The sequence below is a fragment of the Burkholderia sp. BCC0506 genome, from assembly GCF_902833145.1.
Classification (GTDB): domain Bacteria; phylum Pseudomonadota; class Gammaproteobacteria; order Burkholderiales; family Burkholderiaceae; genus Burkholderia.
In genome coordinates this window covers 189,137-212,398 of record NZ_CADFEN010000005.1, presented here as the reverse complement: position 1 = coordinate 212,398, position 23,262 = coordinate 189,137, and the positions used below count along the sequence as shown (strand labels likewise).

Sequence of the window (23,262 nt, the reverse complement as noted above, 5' to 3'; positions counted from 1 at the left end):
TCGCGGGTGACGTCTCAGGTCGTCGATATGCCGCCGCGGTGGCCACGGCGCACGCGCATGCCCGGCGTTGCGCCCGCAAACCCAGCGTTCGCGCGGCGCCGTGCATGCGACGCCCTGCCGGACGATCGCCGCATGCCGCGCATGCGGCCGTCTCATCTGCGCGAGACACGGCGCGATACCGGTGAGACGACCGTCTCACGCGCATCGCGTGCTGCGATGCAATGTGATCCGCCGGAACGGATGTGCTACAAGAACAGCGACATCCCGCCGTATGGAACCGGAGCCGACCATGCCCTACGCCGTCCCCCAGGCCCAGCACGCCGAACGCGTACTCGGCGCGCTCGCCGGACGTCTGCCCGCGCCGGCGGATTCCGCGCGTCTCGTGTCGTCGTGGCAACGGTCGCTCGAGCGTTACCGTCTCGACCCCGCGTCGTCGATCGGCCCGCGCGTGCTGACCGCGGCCGAACTGCGCGAAGTGCGCGACAAGGAGGAAGCGTTCCTGCGCGCATCGGGGCAGTGCCTGACGCGGCTGCACGACATGATTCGCGTCGCCGACTACTGCGTGATGCTGACCGACGCGCACGGCGTGACGATCGATTACCGGATCGACCGCGAGCGCCGCAACGACTTCCGTCATGCAGGGCTGCACATCGGCTCGTGCTGGTCGGAAAGCGAGGAAGGGACGTGCGGCGTCGCGAGCGTGCTGACCGATCTCGCGCCGATCACCGTGCACAAGACCGATCACTTTCGCGCGGCGTTCACGACGCTCACGTGCAGCGCGGCGCCGATCTTCTCGCCGGGCGGCGAGCTGATCGGCGTGCTCGACGCGTCGGCGGTGCATTCGCCCGACGGCCGCGACAGTCAGCGCCTCGTCTACCAGCTCGTGCGGCAGAGCGCGGCGCTGATCGAGGACGGCTACTTCGTGCACAGCACCGCGCAGCACTGGATCTTGTTCGGGCATCCGAACCGTCACTACGTCGAGGCGCAACCCGAGTGGCTGATCGCGTTCGACGAATGCGGCAACATCGTCGCCGCGAATCGTCACGCGCGCGACGCGCTGCCGGCGCTGCGCGAGCCGCGCCATATCGACGAGATCTTCGATGCGACCGAGATGCCGCTGCGCGACGCGGCGCGGCTCGATGCGATCGTCGCGCTGCGGCTGCGCGCGACCGGCGCCCCGCTCTACGCGCGGCTGCGTGCGCCGCTACGGCGCGCCGGCCGCGAACCCGGCGCGGCATCGCGCCGCCCGGGCACCGCCGCGCCGCGCCACGTCGGCGCGCTGACGCCGTTCCTGCACAGCAGCGATGCGCGCATCGCGCAACAGGCCGAACTCGCGCTGCGCGTGGCGAGCAAGCGGCTGCCGATCCTCGTGCTCGGCGAAACCGGCGCGGGCAAGGAAGTATTCGCCCGCGCGATCCACGACGCCGGCGCACGGCGCGCGCGGCCGTTCGTCGCCGTCAACTGCGGCGCGCTGCCGGAAGCGCTGATCGAGAGCGAACTGTTCGGTTACGCGGCCGGCGCGTTCACCGGCGCACGCAAGCACGGCGCGCGCGGCAAGATCGCGCTCGCCGACGGCGGCACGCTGTTTCTCGACGAAATCGGCGACATGCCGCTCGCGCTGCAGACGCGCCTGTTGCGCGTCCTGGCCGACGGCGAGGTCGTGCCGCTCGGCAGCGATACGCCCGTGCGCGTCGATCTCGACGTGATCTGCGCGACGCACCGCGATCTCGCGCGGATGGTGGCCGACGGCACGTTCCGCGAGGATCTGTACTACCGGTTGAGCGGCGCGACGTTCGAGCTGCCGCCGCTGCGCGAACGCGCGGACGTGCGCGACGTGATTGCCGCCGTGTTCGCCGAGGAAGCGCAGGCGACCGGCCACGTGCTCACGCTCGACGCGACGCTCGCCGAACGGCTCGCCGCGTACGCCTGGCCGGGCAACGTGCGGCAACTGCGCAACGTGCTGCGCTATGCGTGCGCGGTGTGCGACACCGCGCGCGTGACGCAGCGCGACCTGCCCGCCGACCTCGCCGCGCAACTCGGCGGCGCCCCGGCGGACGGGCTGCCCGACGACGAACGCGGCCGCATCGTCGCCGCGCTCACCGCGCATCGCTGGCGGCCCGACGCGGCCGCGCGCGCGCTCGGCATGTCGCGCGCGACGCTGTACCGGCGCATCGCGAAGTACCGGATCGTCGCGCCGCACCGCGCGTGACGCACGCGCGCACGCGCCGTCATGCGGGCTGCCCGGCTGCTTCGTTCGCGTGGCCCGCCACGCCGGCCGCTTCGTCGCGCCGCGCGAACACCTCGCGCGCGGCGAACAGCGCGTTGAGCGCGGCCGGCATCCCCGCATACACGGCCATCTGCATGAACACCTCGACGATCTCGTCGCGCGTGCAGCCGACGTTCAGCGCGGCCTCGATATGCACCTTCAGTTGCGGCTGTGCGTTGCCGAGCGCGGCCAGCGCCGCGATCGTCGCGATCTCGCGCGCCTTCAGGTCGAGCTGCGGCCGGCTGTAGATGTCGCCGAAACTGAATTCGACCAGAAGCCGCGCGAAGTCCGGCGCGATCGGCGCAAGCGCCGCGATCACGCGTTCGCCCGCTTCGCCGTCGATTTCCTTGAGTTTGTTCCAGCCGCGCGTGTAGCGATCCTCAACGAGTCGTTCCATCATGTCCGTCCTGTTCCGATAAAGAGTGAGAAGGATTCGCCCGTCGATCCGTTTCCCGTTCCCGCGCCTCGTAGTACGCGATCTTGTCGCCGATCGCGTCGAGGCTCGCCTGCAGCTCCGCGATATGCGCACGCACCGCGTCGCGATGCGCGACCAGCAAGTCGCGCCGCGCACCGAACGTCGACTCGCCCTGCTCGCGCAGCACCGCGAACGCCTGCATCTGCGCGATCGGCATGCCGGTCGCCTTCAGGCGCATCACGAAGGCCAGCCAGTCCAGGTCGGCCGGCGCATAGAGCCGGTGCCCGGCCGCCGTGCGCGAGATCGCGCGCAGCAGGCCGGCCTGCTCGTAATATCGCAACGTGTGCGTCGACACGCCCGTCAGTTCGGCGACCTGCCCGATCGTCAGCGGGCCGGCGGCGGTGGATTGGGATACGGTTTTCGACATGGCAGGAACAAGGTTAAGAGTTAGAGTTCACTCTAAGTCAAGCGCTGTCCGACGGCCAGTGCGGCGTTCTCCCGCGACACCCCGGCGACACCGTAAAGAATGGTCAAAATCGCCCCCCGGCACCGGTTTCGGCCTTTACAGCACCGCAAGCCTTCAGCAAGATTCGGTCAGCCTGTCTTAAAAAGGGCACGCATTTGTCCTATGCTTAACGGCGACGCCCGGCTACTCGCGCGTCGCCGTCCGTTGCAACAGCCATTCATCCGTCAGAACCAGGGAGCCTTTGCCATGCTGAAAAAGCTGCTGATGCTGTTCGTCGCCCTATCGCTGTCGCTCGCCGCGGGCCTTGCCGCGGCCGTCGAAGTCAACACGGCCGACCAGGCCGCGCTCGAATCCGTGAAGGGTCTCGGGCCCGTGAAGTCGAAGGCGATCATCGACGAACGCACCAAGAACGGCCCGTTCAAGGACGCCGACGATCTCGCGAACCGCGTGAAAGGCCTCGGCACCAAGTCGGTCGGGCATCTCGAGGAAAACGGCCTGACGATCGGCGGCTCGTCGACGCCGCCGAAGGGCGTGAAGCTGTCGAAGCCGGCCGCGACGACCGCGGCAACCACGTCGACCACGACGTCGGCAGGCACCGCATCGACGTCCACGACCGCGACGGCCGGCACGACGACCGCGGCGCCCGCGCCGGCGGCAAGCGCGCCGGATGCGGCCGCCAAGCCGGCCAAGACCAAGCGCGCATCGAAGAAGGAAAAGGCGGCGGCGGCCGCCGCGGCCTCCGCCGACGCGGGCGCGAGCGCACCGGCGGCCGCGTCGTCCACGAAGGCGACGAAGGGTTCGAAGAAGAAGAGCAAGAAGGACAAGGCAGCCTCCGCCGCCGCGGCGTCGGGCGCCTGATTGTGCGCCGCGCGCGCGACGGCGTGCGTGCGGCATTCGTTCAACGGGCGCCGTCGTCACGGCGCCCTTTTCAGTGAAGGTGAAGAACCATGGGTCTCCTCGACATCGTTGGCGGTCTGATCGGCGGCCAGGCCGGCGGCAACTCGCAAAGCGCGCTGATCACGACCGCGCTCGAATTCATCAACAACCAGCCGGGCGGCCTGAACGGCCTGATCGAGAAGTTCAAGGCCGGCGGCGCCGGCGACATCATCGGTTCGTGGGTCGGCAATGGCGAAAACCAGCCGATCTCGGCCGACACGCTGCAGAACGTGCTCGGCTCGGACGTCGTCGGCTCGCTCGCGAGCAAGGTCGGCATCGATCCGTCGCAGGCCTCGTCGATCCTCGCGCAGGTGCTGCCGCACGTCGTCAACGGCGCGACGCCGAACGGCGAAGTGCCGGCCGGCGGCCAGGTCGACACGTCGAACGTGCTCGGCACGCTCACGCAGCTCGCCGGCATGTTCGGCGGCAACAAGCAGGCCTGAGCGCCCGCCGCGACCGGGCGGCCCGTTCGGCCGCCCCATAAGCAAACACCCCGCCGAGGCGGGGTGTTCGTTTTTGCGCGCCCGGTGCGCACCGGGCACGCTGCCGAGGGCAGACGATCAGTGCACGACGCGGTCGAACACGAACCGATCGTCGTTGACGTCGACCGGGATCACGTCCTTCGGACCGAAGCGGCCGGCGAGGATCAGCTTCGCGACCGGGTTCTCGATCTCCTGCTGGATCGCGCGCTTCAGCGGCCGCGCACCGAACACCGGGTCGTAGCCGACCTTCGCGATCTGTTCGAGCGCCGCCGGCGACACGTCGAGCGCCATGTCGAGCTTCGCGAGCCGGTCGTGCAGGCGCGCGAGCTGGATCTTCGCGATCGACTCGATGTTGCTGCGGTCGAGCGCATGGAACACGACGACGTCGTCGATCCGGTTCAGGAACTCGGGGCGGAAATGCTGCTTCACCTCGAGCCACACGGCGTCCTTGATCTCGTCCTGCGGCGAGCCCGTCATCGCCTGGATCACCTGCGAGCCGAGGTTCGACGTCATCACGATGACCGTGTTCTTGAAGTCGACCGTGCGCCCTTGCCCGTCGGTCATGCGACCGTCGTCGAGCACTTGCAGCAGCACGTTGAACACGTCCGGGTGCGCCTTCTCGATCTCGTCGAGCAGGATCACGCTGTACGGCTTGCGGCGCACGGCTTCCGTCAGGTAGCCGCCTTCCTCGTAGCCGACGTAGCCCGGCGGCGCGCCGATCAACCGCGCGACGCTGTGCTTCTCCATGAACTCGCTCATGTCGATGCGGATCAGGTGCTCTTCCGAATCGAACAGGAACGACGCCAGCGCCTTGCACAGCTCGGTCTTGCCGACACCCGTCGGGCCGAGGAACAGGAACGAGCCGTACGGGCGGTTCGGATCGGCGAGACCCGCGCGCGAACGACGGATCGCGTCCGCCACCGCGCTGATCGCCTCGTCCTGGCCGATCACGCGCTCGTGCAGCTTTTCCTCGATGTGCAGCAGCTTCTCGCGTTCGCCCTGCATCATCCGCGCCACCGGAATTCCGGTGGCGCGCGACACGACTTCCGCGATTTCTTCCGCACCGACCTGCGTGCGCAGCAGACGCGGACGCGTCGGGTTGTGCTGCTCCTGCTCCTCGGCCTGCGTGACCTGCTTCAGTTGCGACTCGAGTTGCGGCAGCTTGCCGTACTGCAGTTCGGCGACCTTCTCCAGCTTGCCTTCACGCTGCAGGCGCGCGATGTCGGCCCGCACCTTCTCGATCTCTTCCTTGAGCTGCGCGCTGCCCTGCACCGCGGCCTTCTCGGCGGTCCAGATCTCTTCCAGGTCCGCATATTCGCGGCCGAGGCGCTCGATCTCTTCCTCGATCAGCTGCAGGCGCTTCTGCGACGCTTCGTCCTGCTCCTTCTTCACGGCTTCGCGCTCGATCTTCAACTGGATCAGGCGACGGTCGAGCTTGTCCATCTCTTCGGGCTTCGAATCGATTTCCATCTTGATCTTCGAAGCGGCTTCGTCGATCAGGTCGATCGCCTTGTCGGGCAGGAAACGGTCGGTGATGTAGCGATGCGACAGCTCGGCCGCGGCGACGATCGCCGGGTCGGTGATGTCGACGCCGTGGTGCAGTTCGTACTTCTCCTGCAACCCGCGCAGGATCGCGATCGTCGCCTCGACGCTCGGCTCGTCGACGAGCACCTTCTGGAAGCGGCGCTCGAGCGCGGCGTCCTTCTCGATGTACTTGCGGTATTCGTCGAGCGTGGTCGCGCCGATGCAGTGCAGCTCGCCGCGCGACAGCGCCGGCTTCAGCATGTTGCCCGCGTCCATCGCGCCTTCGGCCTTGCCCGCGCCGACCATCGTGTGGATCTCGTCGATGAAGACGATCGTCTGGCCTTCGTCCTTCGCGATGTCGTTGAGCACCGCCTTCAGGCGTTCCTCGAACTCGCCGCGATACTTCGCACCGGCGAGCAGCGCGGCCATGTCGAGCGACAGCACGCGCTTGCCCTTCAGCGTCTCGGGCACTTCGCCGTTGACGATCCGCTGCGCGAGCCCTTCGACGATCGCCGTCTTGCCGACGCCCGGCTCGCCGATCAGCACCGGGTTGTTCTTCGTGCGGCGCTGCAGGATCTGGATCGAGCGGCGGATCTCGTCGTCGCGGCCGATCACCGGATCGAGCTTGCCCGCACGGGCGCGCTCGGTCAGGTCGACCGTGTATTTCTTCAGCGCCTCGCGCTGGCTTTCGGCATCCTGGCTGTGTACCTGCGAGCCGCCGCGCACCGCGGCGATCGCGGCTTCGAGCGCCTTGCGCGTGAGGCCGTGCTGGCGCGCGAGCTTGCCGGCGTCGCCCTTGTCGTCGGACACGGCGAGCAGGAACATCTCGCTCGCGATGAACGTGTCGTTGAGTTTCTGCGCTTCCTTGTCGGCCTGGTTCAGCAGCCCGGCCAGCTCGCGGCCGATCTGGATGTCGCCGCCCGTGCCCGTCACTTGCGGCAGGCGCGAAATGGCCTCGTTCAGCGCGCCTTGCAGCGCCTGCACGTGAACGCCCGCGCGCGACATCAGCGAGCGGGCCGAGCCGTCCTGCTGCGCGACCAGCGCCGCGAGTACGTGAACGGGTTCGATGTATTGATTGTCGCGGCCTGCCGCGAGGCTTTGCGCGTCCGCGAGTGCTTCCTGGAACTTGGTGGTGAGCTTGTCGATTCTCATTTAGTCGAGACCTCCAATTTTCGATTAACACCAAGATGAGGATGGTTATGCGGCTTTCAAGCGAAATTCGGGTTGATTCAGCGCAAAAATTGCCGGATTCCCCGAAGACGGCCCGGCGGCGCGATGGGGGTAGCGCGCGGCGCGCAACGCCCGCGCGTCAGTGGACGTTGGGTGGCGGCATCGCGAACGCCTACGCTTCGCCCGCCACCGGCGCCGCGCGCACGAGTGCGACCGGGCGGATGCCGAGCAGCGCCGCGAGCGGCGAGGCGGGCTCGGCCAGTTCGCCGAGCGTATGACGATCGAGCTCCGCGAAGAAGGCATCGCGCGCGGCCGCCAGCACGCCCTTCAGCCGGCACTGCGGCTCGATCGCGCAGCCGCGCGACTCGCCCCCGTCGGGCGAAAAGCAGCCGACCAGCGCGAAGTCGTTTTCCGTCGCCCGCACGACCTGACCGACCGTCAGGCGCAACGAATCGGCGAACAGCCGCAGCCCGCCGTTGCGGCCGCGAACGGTGTCGACCCAGCCCAGCTCGCCGAGCTGCTGGACGACTTTCATCAGATGGTTCTTCGAAATACCGTAGGCATCCGAGATCTCCTGGATCGTCGCGAGCCCCTCCCCGCGCACGGCCAGGTACAGCATCACGCGCAGCGAATAGTCGGTGTAGTCGGTGAGTCTCATGAGCGAATACGGAAAACGGTAAAGATCGATCGTGCCCCGATTACGTGAAGCAGGCCGATCGCGATGCATGCAGCGTCGATCGACGGTGTCGTTGCGCGGCCCCGGGTTGCCGGAAGCGTGTGCGCGCAATAAGATGCGTGATATCTACAGGTTTTCCAGGGGTTATTGGACGCTATTTTGCGGCAAAATCCGGCCGGCGTCCTGCTCGTCCCCCCCGTGCCGCCGCCGCGTCGCCGCCCCGATCCACCGGCCCTTTTTTGTCATGACTGCCCTGCCCGCCTCGCCCGATACCGCACCGGCCCGCCCCCGCGACGCCGAGCCGACCGAAGACAACATCCGCGATCTCGTCTACGCGTTCTACGACCGCGTACGCGACGATCCGCTGCTCGGGCCCGTGTTCGATGCGAAGCTGGCCGGGCGCTGGGACGATCATTTGCCGAAGATGGTGACGTTCTGGTCGAGCCTCGTGCTCGGCACCAAACGCTATCGCGGCAACGTACAGCAGGCGCACCAGCCGCTCGACGGGATCGAGCCGGCCCATTTCAGCCGCTGGCTGTCGCTGTTCCTGAAGACCGTCGAAGCGCGCTACGCGCCGCCCGCGGCGATCCGTTTCATGGAGCCCGCGCTGCGGATCGCGCAGAGCCTGCAGTTGAGCCGCTTCGGCTGGGACTACCGGATTCCGCCCGAGCAGCAGGCGCTGCTCGACGCGATCGCGCCGCGCCGCCGCGATGCCGGCGACGATCCGCATGCGTTGCCGTCGCGCGCCCGCGGCGAACCCTTTCCGACGAAGATCATCGGCCGCGGCGTCGACCCGGACGCGTAACGGCCCTCACGCGACAACGGCGCGCATGCGGCACATCGCCGCATCGCCCGCATGCCGCGCTCAGCGCGGCGTATTGCCCGACTCGACGCCCCAGCGCGCGAGCGCGGCGTCGTCGGTACTGCGCGCATCGACCCAGCGCTCGCCGTCCGGCGTCGTTTCCTTCTTCCAGAACGGCGCTTCGGTCTTCAGGTAGTCCATCACGAATTCGCACGATGCGAACGCATCGCCGCGGTGCGACGCGACCGTCGCGACCATCACGATCTGGTCGAGCGGCAGCAGCCTGCCGACGCGATGCACGATCGCGACGTCGATGCCCGGCCAGCGCCGTCCGGCCTCGGCCGCGATCTTCTCGAGCGCCTTCTCGGTCATTCCGGGATAGTGCTCGAGCTCCATCGCGGCGACCGAATCGCCTTCGTTCAGGTCCCGCACCGTGCCGACGAAGCACGCGAGCGCGCCGATCTTCGGATTGCGCGCCCTCAATGCCGCCACTTCGGCGCTCAGATCGAAATCGTCGGTCTGGACTCGTACCGTTGCCATCGCCGCCGCCTCAACCGCCCGTCACCGGCGGGAAGAACGCGACCTCGCAGCCCTCGGTGAGCCGCGTGTCGGGATCGGTCATCTCGTGATTGCACGCCATGCGCAACGCGCGCCCTTCGGCGAGCGTGTCGGCCCACGCGCCGCCGCGCACGCGCAGCCACGCGCGCACGTCGCCGACGGTCGTGACGCTGTCCGGCACGTTGGCCTCTTCATCGGCGACGCCCAGTGCCTCGCGCACGCTTGCAAAAAATTTCAGCTGAATCTTCATGGTTCGGGAAGCCGCCGCGTTACGACAGCAATTCGGAAAACGGGATGAAACGCACGGTCTCGCCTGCGCTGATCGCATGCTGCGGCGGATTGTCGATCAGCCCGTCGCCCCAGACCGTCGACGTGAGCACGGCCGAGCTCTGGTTCGGGAACAGGTCGAGACCGCCGGCCGCATTGACGCGCGCACGCAGGAATTCGTTGCGCCGGTCGCCCTTGCTCTGCGAAAAATCGGCACGCAGCGACAACGCGCGCGGCGCGACGTCGCGCACGCCGGACAGGCGCAGCAGGAACGGCCGCACGAACAGCAGGAACGTGACGAAGCTCGACACCGGGTTGCCCGGCAGCCCGATGAAGTGCGCGTCGGGGCGCTCGTCGCCGCGACGCACCGCGCCGTACGCGAGCGGCTTGCCGGGCTTCATCGCGATCTGCCACAGCGCGAGCCGCCCTTCGGCCTCGACGGCCGGCTTCACGTGATCCTCGTCGCCGACCGACACGCCGCCGCTCGTCAGGATCACGTCGTGATCGCGGGCGGCCTCGCGCAGCGTGTCGCGCGTCGCGGCCAGCGAGTCGGGCACGATTCCGTAGTCGGTCACGTGGCAGCCGAGCCGTTCGAGCAGCCCGCGCAGCGTGAAGCGGTTCGAGTTGTAGATCGCGCCGGGCTTCAGCGGCTCGCCCGGCATCGTCAGTTCGTCGCCGGTAAAGAACACCGCCACGCGAATCCGCCGCGCGACCGGCAGTTGCGCGCAACCGACCGATGCGGCAAGCCCCAGCGCCTGCGGCGTGAGCCGCGTGCCGGCCGGCAGGATCACCGAACCCTGGCGGATGTCCGCGCCCTGTGCGGTGATCCATTCACCGGCCTTCGGCGTGTGCAGGATCTCGACCGCGTCGCCGTCGGCCGATGCCTGCTCCTGCATCACGACGGCGTCGGCGCCGGGCGGCACCGTCGCGCCGGTGAAGATCCGCGCGGCCGTGCCTGCGGCGAGCGGCGCGGCCGGATGACCGGCCGGGATCCGCTGCGATACCGGCAAACGCCGTTCGCCGTGCAGCAGGTCGGCGACGCGCACCGCGTAGCCGTCCATCGCGCTCGTGTGCATCGGCGGCACGTCGAGCGGCGAGCTCACGTCGGCCGCCAGCACGCGGCCGAGCGCATCGAGCGTGGCGACGGTTTCGGTGCCGGGCAGCGGCTTCGCGGCATCGAGCAGCGCGGCGAGCGCCTCGGCGGTCGACAGCATCGGCGCGCGCGGCGCCGCGGGATTCGGGTTCGACATCGATGGAATCGGGGATCGTTGGAATCAATACGTCATTGTAGCGACGCCGCCACGCGGACGCGCGATATGGCGAGCATGCGAAAACCGTGATCGGCGCGCACGCGCCGGTCTGGCACTTGTTTCGTGCGGCGCACGATGCCCGCGTGCCAAACGAAACGGCCGGAACCCCGATCCGTTCGTCGAATCGGCATTCCGGCCGTCCTGCGCAACCGGGCCTGCGGGCCCGGTTGCGCGTCATGCGCCCGTATGGGCGGCGATGAAGTCCTTCACCTGCTGCGCGTCGGCCTTCACGACCTCGAAGCGCTGCGGCAGCGCCTCGAGCCCGTCGAAGGCGGCCGGCCGCTCGGCTTCGCGATCGAGCGCCTCGCGGATCGTCTCGCCGAACTTGATCGGCTGCGCCGTCTCGAGCACGACCATCGGCACGCCGGCCTCCAGATGCTCGCGCGCGACCTTCACGCCGTCGGCCGTATGCGTGTCGATCATCGTGTCGTAACGCGAGAACACGTCGCGGATCGTCGCGATGCGGTCGGCGTGGCTGCTGCGGCCCGACACGAAGCCGAACTCGGCAACGCGCGCGAAATCGCCGCTTGCCGCGAGATCGAAGCCGCCCTTCTCCTCGACGTCGCGGAACAGTTGCATCACGCGCGCCGGATCGCGGCCGAGCAGGTCGAACACGAAACGCTCGAAGTTCGATGCCTTCGAGATGTCCATGCTCGGGCTGCTCGTGTGATAGGTGTTCTCGGCGCTGCGCACGCGATACGCGCCGGTGCGGAAGAACTCGTCGAGCACGTCGTTCTCGTTGGTCGCGACCACCAGCTTCGCGATCGGCAGCCCCATCATCCGCGCGATATGGCCCGCGCAGACGTTGCCGAAGTTGCCCGACGGCACCGTGAACGACACGCGCTCGTCGTTGGACTGCGTCGCCGCGAAATAGCCCTTGAAGTAGTACACGACCTGCGCGACGACGCGCGCCCAGTTGATCGAGTTGACGGTGCCGATCTTCTGCCGCGCCTTGAACGCATGATCGTTCGACACGGCCTTCACGATGTCCTGGCAGTCGTCGAACACGCCTTCGACCGCGAGGTTGAAGATGTTCGGGTCCTGCAGGCTGAACATCTGCGCCGTCTGGAACGCGCTCATCTTCTTGTGCGGCGACAGCATGAACACGCGCACGCCGGCCTTGCCGCGCATCGCGTATTCGGCCGCGCTGCCGGTGTCGCCCGACGTCGCGCCGAGGATGTTCAGCGCTTCGCCGTGCTTCGCGAGCGTGTACTCGAACAGGTTGCCGAGCAACTGCATCGCCATGTCCTTGAACGCGAGCGTCGGGCCGTTCGACAGCTCGAGCAGCGACAGCGCCGCGCCGTGCTCGGTGCCGAGCGTCTTCAGCGGCGTGATGTCGGACGCGTTCTCGCCGTGGCGCGTGTTGCTGTACACGGCGGCCGTGTACGTGCGGCGCGTGATCGCGCGCAGGTCGTCGGCCGGCACGTCGTCGCAGAACTTCGACAGGATCTCGAATGCGAGATCCGCGTACGGCAGCGTGCGCCAGCGCGCGAGCTCGTCCGCGGACACCTTCGGATACTCGGCCGGCAGGTAGAGCCCGCCGTCCTTCGCGAGACCGCCGAGCAGGATGTCGGAGAACGTATGGCGCTCACCGATGCCGGCGCCGCGCGTGGAGATGTAGTTCATGTCGTCCTCGACTCAGTTCAGTGCTTCCATGCGCAGCTTCGTGACCTTCGAGACGACCGTCGCGAGGCTCTCGATCTGCGCGATCGCCGCGTTGACGTTCTTCTCGACCGTCTCGTGCGTGATCAGGATGATGTCGGTCTCGCCGTTCGCGCCGTCGATCTGCTCCGACTCCTTCTGCAGCAGCGCATCGATCGAGATGCCCGATTCGGCGAGGATGCGCGTGATGGCGGCGAGCACGCCGGTTTGATCGGCCACGCGCAGGCGCAGGTAATAGCCGCTCGTCACTTCCTCGATCGGCAAGATCGGCGTGTTCGACAGGCTGTCCGGCTGGAACGCGAGATGCGGCACGCGATGCTCGGGGTCGGCCGTGTGCAGGCGCGTGACGTCGACGAGATCCGCGACGACGGCCGACGCGGTCGGCTCCGCGCCGGCGCCCTTGCCGTAGTACAGCGTCGTGCCGACTGCATCGCCGTGCACGACGACCGCGTTCATCGCGCCCTCGACGTTCGCGAGCAGGCGCTTTTCCGGGATCAGCGTCGGATGCACGCGCAGCTCGATGCCGTTTTCGGCGCGGCGCGTGATGCCGAGCAGCTTGATCCGGTAGCCGAGCTCTTCCGCATAGCGGATGTCGGTCGCGTCGAGCTTGCTGATGCCCTCCACATACGCGCGGTCGAACTGCACCGGCACGCCGAACGCGATCGCGCTCATGATCGTCGCCTTGTGCGCGGCGTCGACGCCTTCGATGTCGAAGGTCGGATCGGCTTCCGCGTAGCCGAGATCCTGCGCGGCCTTCAGCGCGGTCGCGAAGTCGAGCCCGCGGTCGCGCATTTCCGACAGGATGTAGTTGGTCGTGCCGTTGATGATGCCGGCGATGTACTGGATGCGGTTCGCGGTCAGGCCTTCGCGCAGCGCCTTGATGATCGGGATGCCGCCGGCGACGGCCGCCTCGAACGCGACCATCACGCCCTTCTCGCGCGCGGCTTCGAAGATCTCGGTGCCGTGCACCGCGAGCAGCGCCTTGTTCGCCGTCACGACGTGCTTGCCGTTCGCGATCGCGCGCAGCACGAGCTCGCGCGCGATGCCCGTGCCGCCGATCATCTCGGCGATGATCGCGATCGACGGATCGTCGACGACCGCGTTGAAATCGTCGGTGATCTGCGCGGTGCCGGCATGCGCGCCGAGCGCGGCCTGGGCCTTGGCCGGGTTGCGCACGGCAATGCGCGCGACCTCGATGCCGCGCCCCGCGCGTCGTTTGATTTCTTCCTGGTTGCGGTGCAACACCGTGAAGGTGCCGCTGCCGACGGTGCCGAAGCCCAACAGGCCAACTTTGATCGGTTCCATGCTGCGTGTGATCGATGAGTAAGAAGTAGTGAGTTCCGCGTGAGCCTGCCCGCTCAGACCGAATGGCGCTTGCGGTAGCCGTCGAGGAAGCGTGCGATCCGGTTGATCGAATCGGCCAGGTCGTCGAGGTTCGGCAGGAAGACCACGCGGAAGTGGTCCGGCGTCGCCCAGTTGAACCCCGTGCCCTGCACGAGCAGCACGCGCTCCTCGAGCAACAGGTCGAGAATGAACTGCTGGTCGTTCTGGATCGGGTAGAGCTTCGGGTCGAGGCGCGGGAACATGTACAGCGCGGCCTGCGGCTTCACGCAGGTCACGCCCGGGATCGACGTCAGCATGTCGTACGCGAGTTCGCGCTGTTTGAAGAGGCGCCCGCTCGGCACGATCAGCTCGTTGATGCTCTGGTAGCCGCCGAGCGCCGTCTGGATCGCGAACTGGCCGGGCACGTTCGCGCACAGGCGCATCGACGACAGGATGCCGAGCCCCTCGAGGTAATCCTTCGCGCGCCGGCGGTTGTCGCCGCCGAGGCCCGACACGGCCATCCAGCCCGCGCGGTAGCCGCACGAGCGATAGCTCTTCGACAGGCTGTTGAACGTGACGGTGATCACGTCCTCCGACAGCGCGCCCAGCGCCGTGTGCTCGAGGCCGTCGTAGACGATCTTGTCGTAGACCTCGTCGGCGAACACGATCAGCCCGTGCTGGCGCGCGATCTCCAGCAGCTCGAGCAGCAATTCGTCGGAATAAAGCGCGCCGGTCGGGTTGTTCGGGTTGATCACGACGATCGCCTTCGTGTTCGGCGTGATCTTGCTGCGGATGTCGTCGAGATCGGGCATCCAGGCGTTCTGCTCGTCGCACACGTAGTGCACGGGCGTGCCGCCCGACAGGCTCACGGCGGCCGTCCACAACGGGTAGTCGGGCGCGGGCAGCAGCACTTCGTCGCCGTCGTTCAGCAGCGCCTGGGTCGCCATCACGATCAGCTCGGACGCGCCGTTGCCGATGTAGATGTCGTCGAGGCCAACGCCCACGACGCCCTTTTCCTGCGTGTAGTGCATCACGGCCTTGCGCGCCGAGAACACGCCCTTCGAATCCGAATAGCCGGACGACGCCGGCAGGTTGCGGATCATGTCCTGGATGATCTCGTCCGGCGCGTCGAATCCGAACGGCGCGAGGTTGCCGATGTTCAGCTTGATGATGCGGTGGCCTTCTTCCTCGAGGCGCTTCGCGTGCTCGAGCACCGGGCCACGGATGTCGTAGCAGACGTTGAGCAGCTTGTTCGACTTCTGAATCGGTTTCACGACGACACGGTTCCTGGGTTGGCCTTGCGGCCGGGGGGACGGGATCAAAACTGGAAAGCGGCCGGTCTGTGCGCGCTGTCTAGACTGGGAAAAAGCGGCGGTCGGACGCGGCTTGTGGCGACGCCCGACGCAAGTGGCGCCCGCGGGCGACCAAAAAGTTATAATTTAGCGGATTTTGGCCGACTTTCGCAATGCACCATAGTCGCGCCGGGCCCGTGCCGTCAGGCGTCCCCGCGTGCCCGGGCGCACGGAACCGGCCAGCCGGGCCCGCGCGGCCCTGCCCACCCATTCCCCTACGGAACCGCGGAATACCGATTTGAAACTGCACCAGGACACGAGCGGCGCGCTCAACACCGTCACCGGCTACGGCCCCGATTATGTCGACGTCAATCTCGAACGCCATGAAACGAGCGTCATCGTGCTGCCCGGCGCGCCGGTCCAGGCCTGGCCCGTGTCGTCGTTCGACTCGCTCGCGCCCGAGCATTTCGCGATGCTGCTCGAGCCGACGCCCGAACTCGTGATCTTCGGCAGCGGCGCGCGGCTGCGCTTCCCGCACCCGCGGCTCGTCGCGGCGCTCACCGCGAAACGGATCGGCGTCGAGACGATGGATTTCCAGGCCGCCTGCCGCACCTACAACATCCTGATGGCCGAGGGCCGCAAAGTCGCCGCCGCGCTCTTAATTGAACGTTAATCCCCGATGCGGTAAAACTCGGGCCGGCGCAGCGGGTCGATCCCCCGATCGGCCCGGCCAGGCCGCCCGCCGCCGGCACACCCCGCCGGCCGCCCGTCACCACAACCAACAGGCTGAAAACCCATGAACGATACGCCGTCGAGGCTACCGCTCAATCGCATCACGCTCGTCCTCCTCGTCGTCGCGCTCGCGATCGTCTGGTTCGCGCCGCTCGGGCTGCGCCACCTGATCCCGAGCGACGAAGGCCGCTACGCGGAAATGGCGCGCGAGATGTTCGTCACCGGCGACTGGATCACGCCGCGCTACAACGGCTACAAGTACTTCGAGAAGCCGCCGCTGCAGACCTGGTTCAACGCGCTGACGTTCGCGTGGTTCGGCATCGGCGAATGGCAGGCGCGCCTCTATACCGCCGTCGCGAGCTTCGCGGGCGTGCTGCTCGTCGGCTACACCGGCGCGCGCCTGTTCAACCCGCTGTCGGGCTTCCTCGCGGCCGTCGTGCTGGCCAGCTCGCCGTACTGGAACCTGATGGGCCACTTCAACGCGCTCGACATGGGGCTCGCGTTCTGGATGGCGCTGTCGCTCTGCTCGCTCCTGCTCGCGCAGCGGCCCGGGCTGCGCCCGGCCGCGGTGCGCGGCTGGATGTGGGCGTGCTGGGCCGCGATGGCGTTCGCGGTGCTGTCCAAGGGCCTCGTCGGCCTGATCCTGCCGGGCGCCGTGCTCGTGCTGTATACGCTGATCGCGCGCGACTGGGCGCTGTGGAAGCGCCTGTACCTGGTGAGCGGCCTCGTGATCTTCTTCGCGATCGTCACGCCGTGGTTCGTGCTCGTCCAGCAGCGCAACCCGGAGTTCTTCAACTTCTTCTTCATCGTCCAGCAGTTCCGCCGCTACCTGACCCCCGAACAGAATCGCCCGGGCCCGCTGTACTACTTCGTGCCCGTGCTGCTGGTGGGCTTCCTGCCGTGGCTGTCGGTCGCGTGGCAGAGCATCCGTCATGCGCTGCGCATGCCGCGCCAGCCGAACGGCTTCTCGCCGATGCTCGTGCTGCTGATCTGGAGCGCGTTCATCTTCCTGTTCTTCAGCGCATCGCATTCGAAGCTGATCTCGTACGTGCTGCCGGTCGCGCCGGCGCTCGCACTGATCATCGGCGCGTACCTGCCGCTGATGACGGCCGACCGGTTCCGCCGCCACCTGCTCGGCTACCTCGTGTTCTTCGTCGCCGCGGCGTTCGGGATCATCTTCCTCGCGTACCAGGGCGACGCCCGCACGCCGAACGCGCTGTACCGGGCGTTCCAGATGTGGCTGTACGCCGGCCTCGCGGTCGCTGCCGCGCTGACGCTCGCGGCCGCGTGGCTGAACCGCCGCGCGGGCGCGGCCGCCGCGCTCGCCGCGTTCGGCGCCGCCTGGCTCGCGTTCGGCACGATCGGCGGCACCGGGCACGACGAGTTCGGCCGCTACAGCTCGGGCGCGCTGCTCGCGCCGGCCGTGCGCGCCGAGCTGGCGAAGCTGCCGCCCGACACGCCGTTCTACTCGATCGAGATGCTCGACCACACCTTCCCGTTCTACGCGGGCCACACGACGATCATGGTGCAGCGTCAGGACGAGCTCGCGTTCGGGATCTCGGTCGAGCCGAACAAGTGGATTCCGACCGTCGGCGAATGGGTGACGCGCTGGAAGCAGGACACCCATGCGCTCGCGATCATGCCGCCCGGCCAGTACGACACGCTGGTCAACGAAGGCGTGCCGATGCGCGTGATCGCGCGCGACAACCGCCGCGTGATCGTCGAGAAACCGCAATCGTAAGGACGTCCCCCGCATGAACCCCGTTTCGTTCGTCTGCATCGTCACCGGCGTGATGCTCAACGCCTGTGCGCAACTTCTGCTGAAAGCCGGCGTCAACGCCGTTGGACACTTCGAATTCAGCCGTGCGAACATCGTCCCGGTCGGCCTGAAGATCGCGACCCAGTTGCCGATCATCGGCGGCCTCGGCTGCTACGTGCTGAGCGTCGTCGTATGGATCGTCGGGCTGTCGCGGGTCGACGTGTCGATCGCGTACCCGATGCTGTCGCTCGGCTACGTCGTGAACGCGTTCGCGGCGTGGTACCTGTTCGGCGAGGTGCTGTCGGTCCAGCGGCTCGTCGGCATCGGCATCATCCTGATCGGCGTGCTCGTGCTCGCGCGCAGCTGAGCGCGCTCCGCGGCGTTAAGCGTCCGCCTACAAAAAATCACGGTACGAATCCGCCAACCGGTGTTTAATGCCGGTTTCGGGCGGATCGCCCGACCCTTTTATTACACGCCATTACAGGCCCAACGCGCTCATGAGCCAGACTACCGCTCCGTTTCTGCCGTTCACCCGCCCCGAGATCGATGAGGAAACCATCCAGGGCGTCGTCGACGTGCTGCGCTCGGGCTGGATCACCACCGGCCCGCAGTGCCAGAAATTCGAAGCCGCGCTGTCCGAGTACTGCGGCGGCCGCCCGGTCCGCGCCTTCAATTCGGGCACCTGCACGCTCGAGATCGGGCTGCGCATCGCCGGCGTCGGCCCCGGCGACGAGGTGATCACGACGCCGGCGTCGTGGGTCTCGACCAGCAACGTGATCATCGAGACGGGCGCGACGCCCGTGTTCGCGGACATCGATCCCGTCACGCGCAACATCGACCTCGACAAGCTCGAGCAGGCGATCACGCCGCGCACGAAGGCGATCATCCCCGTGTTCCTGTCCGGCCTGCCGGTCGACATGGACCGCCTGTACGCGATCGCCCGCGCGCACGGCCTGCGCGTGATCGAGGACGCCGCGCAGGCGTTCGGCTCGACGTGGAACGGCAAGCGCATCGGCGCGATCGGCGACATCGTGTCGTTCAGCTTCCACGCGAACAAGAACCTGACGACGATCGAAGGCGGCGCGCTCGTGCTGAACAACGAGGACGAGGCGACGCTCGCGCAGAAGTACCGGCTGCAGGGCATCACGCGCACCGGCTTCGACGGGATGGACTGCGACGTGCTCGGCGGCAAGTACAACCTGACCGACGTCGCCGCGCGCGTCGGCCTCGGCCAGTTGCCGCACCTCGAGCGCTTCACCGCGCAGCGCCGCGCGCTCGCCCGTGCCTATTTCGCCGCGTTCGACGGCGGCGCGGCCGTGAAGCTGGGCCTCGGCCTGCCGGTCGCCGAATTCGAGAACGGCAACTGGCACATGTTCCTGGTCACGCTGCCGCTCGAGCGGCTGACGATCACGCGCGCCGAATTCATGGCGCACATGAAGGAACGCGGCATCGGCACCGGCATCCACTACCCGGCGATCCACCTTTTCACGCTGTACCGTGCGCGCGGTTTCAAGGAGGGCATGTTCCCCCACGCCGAACGGTACGGCGCGTCGACCGTCACGCTGCCGCTGTTTACGCAGATGACGGAAGGCGACGTGCGTCGCGTGGTCGACGCCGTCAATCAGATTTGCGAACAATACGGAAAATAAGCGTACATGAGTCACCTTGAAGCACGCGCCGGGCATCCGGGCGCCGCGCACCTGGACGCCGGCCGGCCCGAAGTCTCGGTCATCATCCCCGTATACAACGAGGAAGACGGTCTCGCCGCGCTGTTCGCGCGGCTGTATCCGGCGCTCGACGCACTCGACACGTCGTACGAAGTGATCCTGATCAACGACGGCAGCCGCGACCGCTCGGCCGCGATGCTCGCCGATCAGTTCCACGTTCGGCCCGACACGACGCGCGTCGTGCTGCTCAACGGCAACTACGGCCAGCACATGGCGATCCTCGCCGGCTTCGCGCAGTCGCGCGGCGAGATCGTGATCACGCTCGACGCCGACCTGCAGAACCCGCCCGAGGAAATCGGCAAGCTGATCGCGAAGATGCACGAGGGCTACGACTACGTCGGCTCGATCCGCAAGCAGCGCCAGGACAGCCTGTGGCGGCGCAAGGCGTCGCAGATGATGAACCGGCTGCGCGAGCGCATCACGCGCATCAAGATGACCGACCAGGGCTGCATGCTGCGCGCGTACAGCCGCCGCATCATCGACACGATCAACGTGTGCGGCGAAGTCAACACGTTCATCCCCGCGCTCGCGTACACGTTCGCGCAGAACCCGACCGAAATCGAGGTCGCGCACGAGGAACGCTTCGCGGGCCAGTCGAAGTACTCGCTGTACAGCCTGATCCGGCTGAACTTCGACCTCGTGACGGGCTTCTCCGTCGTGCCGCTGCAATGGCTGTCGTTCATCGGCGTGATCCTGTCGCTCGGCTCGGCCGCGCTGTTCGTGCTGCTGCTCGTGCGCCGCTTCATCGTCGGCGCGGAAGTGCAAGGCGTGTTCACGCTGTTCGCGATCACGTTCTTCCTGCTCGGCGTGATCATCTTCGCGCTCGGCCTGCTCGGCGAATACGTCGGCCGCATCTACCAGCAGGTGCGCGCGCGTCCCCGCTACCTGATCCAGGCCGTGCTCGAGCAGCACGACGGCATGCCGCCGGTGCCGGCCGCCGCGAACCGCCCGGGAGCCGCGCAATGAAGCCGCGCGCGGTCGTCTTCGCGTATCACAACGTCGGCGTGCGCTGCCTGCAGGTGCTGCTCGCGCGCGGCGTCGACGTCGCGCTGGTCGTCACGCACGAGGACAATCCGAACGAGAACATCTGGTTCGGCAGCGTCGCGTCCGTCGCGGCCGAGCACGGCATTCCGGTCGTCACGCCGGCCGACCCGGCCGACCCGGCGCTGCGCCGCGCGGTGTCCGACGCGCGGCCCGATTTCATCTTCTCGTTCTACTACCGGCACATGCTGCCGGTCGATCTGCTCGCGATCGCGCCGCGCGGCGCGTACAACATGCACGGTTCGCTGCTGCCGAAATACCGGGGTCGGGTACCGACGAACTGGGCCGTGCTGAACGGCGAGACCGAAACCGGCGCGACGCTGCACGAGATGGCCGCCAAGCCCGACGCGGGCGCCATCATCGCGCAGACCGCGGTGCCGATCCTGCCGGACGACACGGCCGCGCAGGTGTTCGACAAGGTCACGGTGGCCGCCGAGCAGACGCTCTGGCGCGTGCTGCCCGCACTGCTCGCGGGCGAGGCGCCGCACCTGCCGAACGATCTCGCGACCGGCAGCTACTACGGCGGACGCAAGCCCGAGGACGGCCGCGTCGACTGGTCGAAGCCGGCCGCGCAGGTCTACAACCTGGTGCGCGCGGTCGCGCCCCCGTATCCGGGCGCATTCACGGACATCGACGGCGCGCGCTTCGTGATCGCGCGTGCGCGCCTCGCGGCGCCCGGCAGCGCGGCCGCGGCCGCCGCGGCGGATTTGCCGCCCGGCCTGCACGTAAGCGATAATGCGCTATTCGGCGTCTGCGGCGACAGCCGCGCCCTATCCATTCTCGAGCTCCGGCAGCAGCGCGACGGCAGCGAAACCGTCGTGACGCCCGCGGAATTCGCGCAGCTCATTCATTCTTCCCGTCATTCATGAAAGCAAAAAAAGTCCTGATCCTGGGTGTGAACGGCTTCATCGGCCATCACCTGTCGAAGCGCATTCTTGAAACCACCGATTGGGAAGTGTTCGGCATGGACATGCAGACCGATCGGCTGGGCGACCTCGTCAACCACGAGCGGATGCATTTCTTCGAAGGCGACATCACGATCAACAAGGAGTGGGTCGAGTATCACGTGAAGAAGTGCGACGTGATCCTGCCGCTCGTCGCGATCGCCACGCCGGCCACCTACGTCCAGCAGCCGCTGCGCGTGTTCGAGCTCGACTTCGAGGCGAACCTGCCGATCGTGCGTTCGGCCGTCAAGTACGGCAAGCACCTCGTGTTCCCGTCGACCTCCGAAGTCTACGGCATGTGCTCGGACGAGCAGTTCGACCCGGACGCGTCGGCGCTCACCTACGGCCCGATCAACAAGCCGCGCTGGATCTACGCGTGCTCGAAGCAGCTGATGGACCGCGTGATCTGGGGTTACGGGATGGAAGGCCTGAACTTCACGCTGTTCCGTCCGTTCAACTGGATCGGCCCGGGCCTCGACTCGATCTACACGCCGAAGGAAGGCAGCTCGCGCGTGGTCACGCAGTTCCTCGGCCACATCGTGCGCGGCGAGAACATCAGCCTCGTCGACGGCGGCTCGCAGAAGCGCGCGTTCACCGACATCGGCGACGGCATCAGCGCGCTGATGAAGATCATCGAGAACAAGGGCGGCGTCGCGTCGGGCAAGATCTACAACATCGGGAATCCGAAGAACAACTTCTCGGTTCGCGAACTCGCGCACAAGATGCTCGAACTGGCCGCGGAATTCCCCGAGTACGCCGATTCGGCCAAGCAGGTGAAGCTCGTCGAAACGACGTCCGGCGCCTACTACGGCAACGGCTACCAGGACGTGCAGAACCGCGTGCCGAAGATCGACAACACGATGCAGGAGCTCGGCTGGGCGCCGCAGGCGACGTTCGACGACGCGCTGCGCAACATCTTCGAAGCGTACCGCGGCCACGTCGCCGACGCGCGCGCGCTCGTCGAACAGCAAGGCTGAGCGGGACGTTCGCTTGGCTCGCATCGTCCTCAAGATCGACGTCGACACGCTGCGCGGCACGCGCGAAGGCGTGCCGAACCTCGCGCGCATCTTCGACCGCTTCAATGCGCGCGCGACCTTCCTCTTCAGCCTCGGGCCCGATCACACGGGCTGGGCGCTGCGGCGCGTGTTCCGCCCGGGCTTCCTGAAGAAGGTGTCGCGCACGTCGGTGGTCGAACACTACGGCGTGAAGCAGCTGATGTACGGCGTGCTGCTGCCCGGCCCCGACATCGGCCGCCGCGCGATCGCCGACATGCGCGCGATCCACGAAGCCGGCTTCGAATGCGGGATCCACACGTGGGATCACGTGGTCTGGCAGGACAACGTGCGCGTACGCGATCGCGACTGGACCGCGCGCGAGATGCAGAAGAGTCGCGCGCGCTTCATCGAAATCTTCGGCGCGCCGCCCGTCACGCACGGCGCGGCCGGCTGGCAGATGAACGATGCCGCGTTCGAGCAGATCGACGCGTGGGGCATGCGCTACGCGTCCGACGGCCGCGGCCACTCGCCGTACCTGCCCGTCGTCGGCGGCCGCACGCTGTCGCACGTGCAGATGCCGACCACGCTGCCGACGCTCGACGAAGTGCTCGGCATCGACGGCGTCGACACGCACAACGTCGCCGCGCACATCCTCAGGTTCACCGAAGCCAATCCGCACGACCAGGTGTTCACGCTGCATGCGGAGCTGGAAGGCCAGAAGCTCGCGCCGGTGTTCGAGCAACTGCTCGCCGGCTGGCGTGCGCAAGGCCACACGTTTGCGACGATGGGCGACTACCACGCGGCGCTGGACCGCGACTCGCTGCCATCGTACCCTGTCGCGTGGGGCGAAATCCCCGGCCGCTCCGGCGAGCTGATCGTCCAGCCCGACTGAGTTCGCGCGCGAGCCGGCATCGC

General features: G+C 67.7%; 22 protein-coding genes. 12 read left to right on the top strand and 10 right to left on the bottom strand.

Annotated elements, in window-relative coordinates; genetic code table 11:
* Window positions 1-289 precede the first annotated feature (289 nt).
* Complete coding sequence (locus tag HWX62_RS13505; RefSeq protein WP_175929034.1) at window positions 290-2,209, top strand: sigma-54-dependent Fis family transcriptional regulator; 1,920 nt, start codon at window positions 290-292, stop codon at window positions 2,207-2,209.
* A gap of 19 nt (window positions 2,210-2,228) precedes the next feature.
* Here the strand turns inward: HWX62_RS13505 and HWX62_RS13500 are convergent, their stop codons facing one another.
* Window positions 2,229-2,663 (bottom strand): carboxymuconolactone decarboxylase family protein, encoded by a 435-nt coding sequence (locus tag HWX62_RS13500; RefSeq protein ID WP_175929033.1) that lies wholly within the window; start codon window positions 2,661-2,663, stop codon window positions 2,229-2,231.
* Window positions 2,647-3,108, bottom strand: coding sequence for a MerR family transcriptional regulator (locus tag HWX62_RS13495; RefSeq protein ID WP_175929032.1), 462 nt, complete (start codon window positions 3,106-3,108; stop codon window positions 2,647-2,649). The genes HWX62_RS13500 and HWX62_RS13495 overlap by 17 nt, the downstream gene beginning before the upstream one ends.
* Before the next feature lie 285 nt (window positions 3,109-3,393).
* Between HWX62_RS13495 and HWX62_RS13490 the strand changes: the two genes are divergently transcribed.
* Both HWX62_RS13490 and HWX62_RS13485 read left to right on the top strand, forming a co-directional pair.
* Window positions 3,394-4,005 (top strand): helix-hairpin-helix domain-containing protein, encoded by a 612-nt coding sequence (locus HWX62_RS13490; protein WP_175929031.1) that lies wholly within the window; start codon window positions 3,394-3,396, stop codon window positions 4,003-4,005.
* 89 nt (window positions 4,006-4,094) lie between these two features.
* A complete protein-coding gene (locus HWX62_RS13485) occupies window positions 4,095-4,526 on the top strand; it encodes a YidB family protein (RefSeq protein ID WP_059680097.1) in 432 nt (143 codons plus the stop codon).
* Window positions 4,527-4,643: 117 nt separating this feature from the next.
* Here the strand turns inward: HWX62_RS13485 and clpB are convergent, their stop codons facing one another.
* Window positions 4,644-7,241 carry an ATP-dependent chaperone ClpB gene (gene clpB, locus HWX62_RS13480; protein WP_175929030.1) on the bottom strand — a complete coding sequence of 866 codons (2,598 nt, stop codon included), beginning with the start codon at window positions 7,239-7,241 and terminating at the stop codon, window positions 4,644-4,646.
* Between the two features lie 190 nt (window positions 7,242-7,431).
* The gene (locus HWX62_RS13475) at window positions 7,432-7,917 is read right to left on the bottom strand and encodes an Rrf2 family transcriptional regulator (protein WP_175929029.1); all 486 of its coding nucleotides are present in this window, start codon (window positions 7,915-7,917) and stop codon (window positions 7,432-7,434) included.
* Window positions 7,918-8,179: 262 nt separating this feature from the next.
* Here HWX62_RS13475 and HWX62_RS13470 point away from each other — a divergent pair, with 262 nt between their 5' ends.
* A complete protein-coding gene (locus tag HWX62_RS13470) occupies window positions 8,180-8,740 on the top strand; it encodes a group III truncated hemoglobin (RefSeq protein ID WP_175929028.1) in 561 nt (186 codons plus the stop codon).
* Window positions 8,741-8,800: 60 nt separating this feature from the next.
* On the opposite strand, the gene HWX62_RS13465 is transcribed toward HWX62_RS13470, so the two are convergent.
* The 6 genes from HWX62_RS13465 to HWX62_RS13440 form a co-directional block, all read right to left on the bottom strand.
* Window positions 8,801-9,277, bottom strand: a complete 477-nt coding sequence (locus HWX62_RS13465) for a molybdenum cofactor biosynthesis protein MoaE (protein WP_175929027.1) — start codon at window positions 9,275-9,277, stop codon at window positions 8,801-8,803.
* 10 nt (window positions 9,278-9,287) lie between these two features.
* Window positions 9,288-9,545, bottom strand: a complete 258-nt coding sequence (gene moaD / locus HWX62_RS13460; protein ID WP_006478642.1) for a molybdopterin converting factor subunit 1 — start codon at window positions 9,543-9,545, stop codon at window positions 9,288-9,290.
* Window positions 9,546-9,564: 19 nt separating this feature from the next.
* Complete coding sequence (gene glp, locus HWX62_RS13455) at window positions 9,565-10,812, bottom strand: gephyrin-like molybdotransferase Glp (protein WP_175929026.1); 1,248 nt, start codon at window positions 10,810-10,812, stop codon at window positions 9,565-9,567.
* A 234-nt stretch (window positions 10,813-11,046) separates the two neighbouring features.
* The gene (thrC, locus tag HWX62_RS13450; protein WP_175929025.1) at window positions 11,047-12,498 is read right to left on the bottom strand and encodes a threonine synthase; all 1,452 of its coding nucleotides are present in this window, start codon (window positions 12,496-12,498) and stop codon (window positions 11,047-11,049) included.
* Window positions 12,499-12,510: 12 nt separating this feature from the next.
* Entirely contained in the window at window positions 12,511-13,839 is a 1,329-nt protein-coding gene (locus HWX62_RS13445) for a homoserine dehydrogenase (protein WP_175929024.1), read from the bottom strand.
* Window positions 13,840-13,892: 53 nt separating this feature from the next.
* Window positions 13,893-15,131: a pyridoxal phosphate-dependent aminotransferase gene (locus HWX62_RS13440; RefSeq protein ID WP_175929023.1), complete on the bottom strand. Its 1,239-nt coding sequence runs from the start codon at window positions 15,129-15,131 to the stop codon at window positions 13,893-13,895.
* A gap of 316 nt (window positions 15,132-15,447) precedes the next feature.
* On the opposite strand from HWX62_RS13440, the gene HWX62_RS13435 reads away from it, so the two are divergent.
* The 8 genes from HWX62_RS13435 to HWX62_RS13400 all read left to right on the top strand — a co-directional run bounded on the left by HWX62_RS13435 (window position 15,448) and on the right by HWX62_RS13400 (window position 23,239).
* Complete coding sequence (locus HWX62_RS13435) at window positions 15,448-15,822, top strand: Mth938-like domain-containing protein (protein ID WP_175929022.1); 375 nt, start codon at window positions 15,448-15,450, stop codon at window positions 15,820-15,822.
* Window positions 15,823-15,945: 123 nt separating this feature from the next.
* Window positions 15,946-17,622, top strand: a complete 1,677-nt coding sequence (locus tag HWX62_RS13430; protein WP_175929021.1) for a glycosyltransferase family 39 protein — start codon at window positions 15,946-15,948, stop codon at window positions 17,620-17,622.
* Window positions 17,623-17,635: 13 nt separating this feature from the next.
* Window positions 17,636-18,007, top strand: a complete 372-nt coding sequence (locus HWX62_RS13425) for an EamA family transporter (RefSeq protein ID WP_175929019.1) — start codon at window positions 17,636-17,638, stop codon at window positions 18,005-18,007.
* A 130-nt stretch (window positions 18,008-18,137) separates the two neighbouring features.
* Window positions 18,138-19,289 carry a DegT/DnrJ/EryC1/StrS aminotransferase family protein gene (locus HWX62_RS13420; protein WP_175929017.1) on the top strand — a complete coding sequence of 384 codons (1,152 nt, stop codon included), beginning with the start codon at window positions 18,138-18,140 and terminating at the stop codon, window positions 19,287-19,289.
* A gap of 6 nt (window positions 19,290-19,295) precedes the next feature.
* Window positions 19,296-20,333, top strand: a complete 1,038-nt coding sequence (locus HWX62_RS13415) for a glycosyltransferase (RefSeq protein WP_175929015.1) — start codon at window positions 19,296-19,298, stop codon at window positions 20,331-20,333.
* Window positions 20,330-21,277: a formyltransferase gene (locus HWX62_RS13410; RefSeq protein WP_175929014.1), complete on the top strand. Its 948-nt coding sequence runs from the start codon at window positions 20,330-20,332 to the stop codon at window positions 21,275-21,277. The genes HWX62_RS13415 and HWX62_RS13410 overlap by 4 nt, the downstream gene beginning before the upstream one ends.
* Window positions 21,274-22,329, top strand: coding sequence for a bifunctional UDP-4-keto-pentose/UDP-xylose synthase (locus HWX62_RS13405; protein WP_006478632.1), 1,056 nt, complete (start codon window positions 21,274-21,276; stop codon window positions 22,327-22,329). Before HWX62_RS13410 ends, HWX62_RS13405 begins: the two co-directional genes overlap by 4 nt.
* A 13-nt stretch (window positions 22,330-22,342) precedes the next feature.
* Complete coding sequence (locus HWX62_RS13400; RefSeq protein ID WP_175929013.1) at window positions 22,343-23,239, top strand: polysaccharide deacetylase family protein; 897 nt, start codon at window positions 22,343-22,345, stop codon at window positions 23,237-23,239.
* Window positions 23,240-23,262: the final 23 nt, after the last annotated feature.